General features: G+C 68.2%; 2 protein-coding genes. Both read right to left on the bottom strand.

The genetic code is table 11. The annotated features are described in order from the left end of the window. On the bottom strand, positions 1 to 3,217 hold a 3,217-nt coding region (locus tag GPA04_RS20920; RefSeq protein WP_156226170.1), incomplete at its 3' end, for an SdrD B-like domain-containing protein. 248 nt (positions 3,218 to 3,465) lie between these two features. After that, on the bottom strand, positions 3,466 to 3,600 hold the full coding sequence (locus GPA04_RS21580) for an LPXTG cell wall anchor domain-containing protein (RefSeq protein WP_366465083.1): 135 nt from the start codon (positions 3,598 to 3,600) through the stop codon (positions 3,466 to 3,468). Positions 3,601 to 3,603: the final 3 nt, after the last annotated feature.

Consider the following 3,603-nt stretch of genomic DNA (forward strand, 5'->3'; position numbering starts at 1 on the left):
CCGCCTCCGGCAGCTCCACGGTGTAACGCAGTGTGACCGTGTAGGTGTCGACCTGGCCGCCCGCGATCGGGACGTCGGTCACGATCGAGCTGTCGGTCGTGCCGTCGTAGGCCGCGTTGGTCTCGACGTCACCCGGGGTGACGTTGGTCGCGACGACCGAGCCCTCGACGATCGTGATGCCCTCGCCGAACCGGAGTCGGTCCTCGAGGTCGTAGTCGGTCGCCGTCGTGCTCTCGTTGGTGACCGTGAGCCCGTAGGTGATCTCGTACTCGCCGGGGTTGGTGACCGGGTCGACGACCTGGGGCTCGACCGTGACGGTCTTGTCCAGCGTGACGAGCGGGAGGTCACCGCACTCGGTGTCCACGATGTCCTCGTGGTTGCTCGGGTCCATCGTGGCCACGTTGAACAACCCCGTGGTCACATCCCCCGGGCCCTGGCCGTCGGTGCAGGTCAGCTGCCCCGGCTCGACGGCGGCCTCACCGGTCTCGGCATCGGTCGCCAGCGCGACCGTGACCCGGATCAGGTAGACGTGCTCGCTGCCGTTCTCGACCGTGGACTGCGCATCGATCGTCTGCTCGGCAGTGATGACCCGCTGATCCTCCACACCATCCCAGTCCGGGTTCAGCGCAGCACCCTCAGGCCCGGACACCACCTCGGTGTCGACCACCACGATGCCCTCGCCGTACCCGGTGAGGTCGTCGGTGAGCAGGTAGTCGCCGTCTATCATCCCGGTGTTCTCGGCCACCAGCTCGTACTCGAGCACCCAGGTGCCCTCATCCTCCGGGCTCTCGGTGGGACCGGACACGGTCCGCTTGTCGAACTCGTAGTCGATGTTGGCGTACCCGAAGTCGATCGTGTGGTCGTTCTCCCCCGGACCACCCGTGGTGATCGCCGCGTACGGGAACGCACCCGCCTCGCTCTCCTCCACGAGACCATCGGAGTCGTTGCGATCCGCATCCACCGAAGCTGTGTCACCGGTGTCCGGAACCGTCGGGTACCAGCCGTCCAGCGGTCCACCCGCCGCGTAGTCATCCGGGTTGTCGATACCGACCACGTAATCGGTGTTGGTCATCAACGCATACCCGTTCTCATTCAGAGCCGGGTTCGAGGAGAAGTAGTACTCACCCAATGCGCTCGTGGTCGTCGAGCTCACCAGCGTGCGGTTGCCCTCACCATCCACCTCATAGAGGTTGACCGTCGCACCCTCGACCGGCGCCTCGTCCGGATCCTGCACACCGTCGTAATCGACGTCGTACCAGACATAGTTACCGATCTCGATCGGCGCAGCCGAGGCCAGCACCGACGCGGTGCCCAGGCCGTTGCCCTTCGAGGTCACCAGGCTCCCCGCGGTAGACCGGATGAGGGCACCTCGGGGGTCGTAGGCGGCACCGGTGTCCTGGTAGAGCCGCCGGGTGCCTTCCTGGCTGCCACCGTTGGCGACGTGCACGCCGGTCGTCATGATGCCGTCCGGGCGGCTCGGCATCACGACGACCGATCCCGTGGACTCGTTGTCTTGGTTGAGCGGCGTGTATCCGGTGTCGAAGTAGCGCAGCCCGCCCGGGCCGAGCTCCCCCTGCGCCGCGCCGTCACCGGTCACGCCGTCGTGCACACCGTTGTTCTCGAGCGTGAAGGTGCCGTCGCCGTTGGGCGCTGCGATGAAGACGTCGCCCTCGGACCGGACGTGTCCCACGGTCCGGGTGTCGCCGTCGGTCGGGTCGCCGGAGAGCAGCGTCGTGTTGCCGAAGACATCCCCGACCAGGTCGCGCATGCCGATGATCAGGTCGCCGTGCAGCACCTGCACGCTCGCGGTGACCGGCATCGGGTAACGCATCGTCGTGCCGGCCGGGTAGTGACCGAGCTCCGTGGCCCACGGCACGAACGTCGGCGAGAAGCCGCTGCGTGCGAAGTCGAGCGGGAAGTCGAGCACCGGCGTCAGCGCCGCGGGGTCCTCGGCGTCGAAGGAGTAGACGTACCCGTGAAGGTCAGCAACGTCCTGGCTGGTCTCCGCCGTGTCGGTTGCGGTCAGGTACATCGTCCCGGTGAGAGCGTCCACGCTCACGCCGTAGGGACGCACGTCTGAGTCGTCGGGGAAGAAGGCGTCGAGCTCGAACTCCTCGACATTGACCGGCGTGCCGGTCGCCTCGCCGGCGGTGTCAATCCGGATCAGCGACCGGTTGTGCAGGTTGACCGCGAAGATATAACGCTCGTCCGGGCTCATCGAGATCAGGCCGAGACCTGCCCGACCGACCTCGTTCCACGCCTGGGCGTCACGGCTCCAGTCGTAGGCCGGGTTCTCGGCCGTGGTGTTCGGACGCAGGCCGTTCGGGTCGGTCGGGTCCGCAGCGGCATCGGGTCCGCCGAGGTCGATCCCCCAGTCGGTGACGTCGACGTAGACGTCGGCCGATGCCGTCGCAGCGTCCCAGTTGGCGCCGTCGGGCGTCACACGGTAGATGGCGCCGATGCCACCGGGGCCGAAGCCGGTGTGCCGTCGCAGGTATGCCGCGGCGAAGACCGTGGGAACGTCACCGATGGCGTCGGCGCGGGTCATCGCCGAGCCGTTCGTCGCACCGATCTCGCTGAACGGCACCACGCCTGTCTGCGGAACCACGTCAGTGCCACTCGCGCTCTCGGAGTCCCAGAAGATGACTCCTGAGCCCGGCAGCGCGGCGCTCGCTCCGTCGGACGCGCCGTACTGAAGGATCGGGATGTAGACGCGCGGGTTGTTCTCGACGAACGCCGTCGGGACCTGGAAGGAGAAGTCCACATCGGTGGCGCCGGCGCCGTCGACGACGTCGACGAACTGCACCGTGGTGCCGTTCGCAGGGTCACCCGCACGTCCCACTACCGAGTCGCGCCACTGCGCCCACTCCGGGGTGTCCGGCAAGTTCGCCTCCACGCGCCACTGCGCGGCGTCGGAGGTCACGGGCAGCGAGTAGGAACCGTCCACGCCAGTGGTGACAGGCCCGGCGACTGTGCCGGCGCTGTCATAGGCGTAGACCTCGATACCGGCGAGCCCTGACTCGAAGGTGTCGAAGACGCCGTTGGCGTCGTAGTCCTGCCAGATCGAGCCGCTGATCTCATCACCCTCGGCCGCCACCGCAGGAGCTGAGCCTGCCGCGACCGCTGCCGTGCCCACCAGGCCCAGCACCCCCGCAGCGGCGATCCCCCGCGTCAGCGTCCGCATCGAACGCCCCATCGCCTCACGTCGACTACCCACCAGGTGTTCCTCTTTCCGTTCCCCGTCACGCCCGCGCAGACACGCCGCATGTGTGCGTCCACGCACCGCCGCCCAGCATCCGGGACACCGCTATCCGCGGGCCAGTCCGGCGAGGGTGATGCGAGGACGAAGCCAGGGTGAGCGCTGGGTGATCACGAACGCCTGCCCCGGGGTACCACCAAGCACGCCATGGATGGGGCCCGAGGACTCGGGCCCCATCCATGGCGGTCGTGCTGCTGAACTGCCGGTTACGGCTGGTGCAGCTCCTCGCGGGTGGTCCGGCGGCTCCAGCCGCGGACCGCCACGAGCGCACCACCCAGCAGCGTGATCAGGCCGGCCACCAGCGCTGCGGTGCCCACACCCTCCGAACCGGTGTCCGGCAGCTG

This window comes from Pseudactinotalea suaedae (assembly GCF_009733815.1).
GTDB classification, from domain to species: domain Bacteria; phylum Actinomycetota; class Actinomycetes; order Actinomycetales; family Beutenbergiaceae; genus Pseudactinotalea; species Pseudactinotalea suaedae.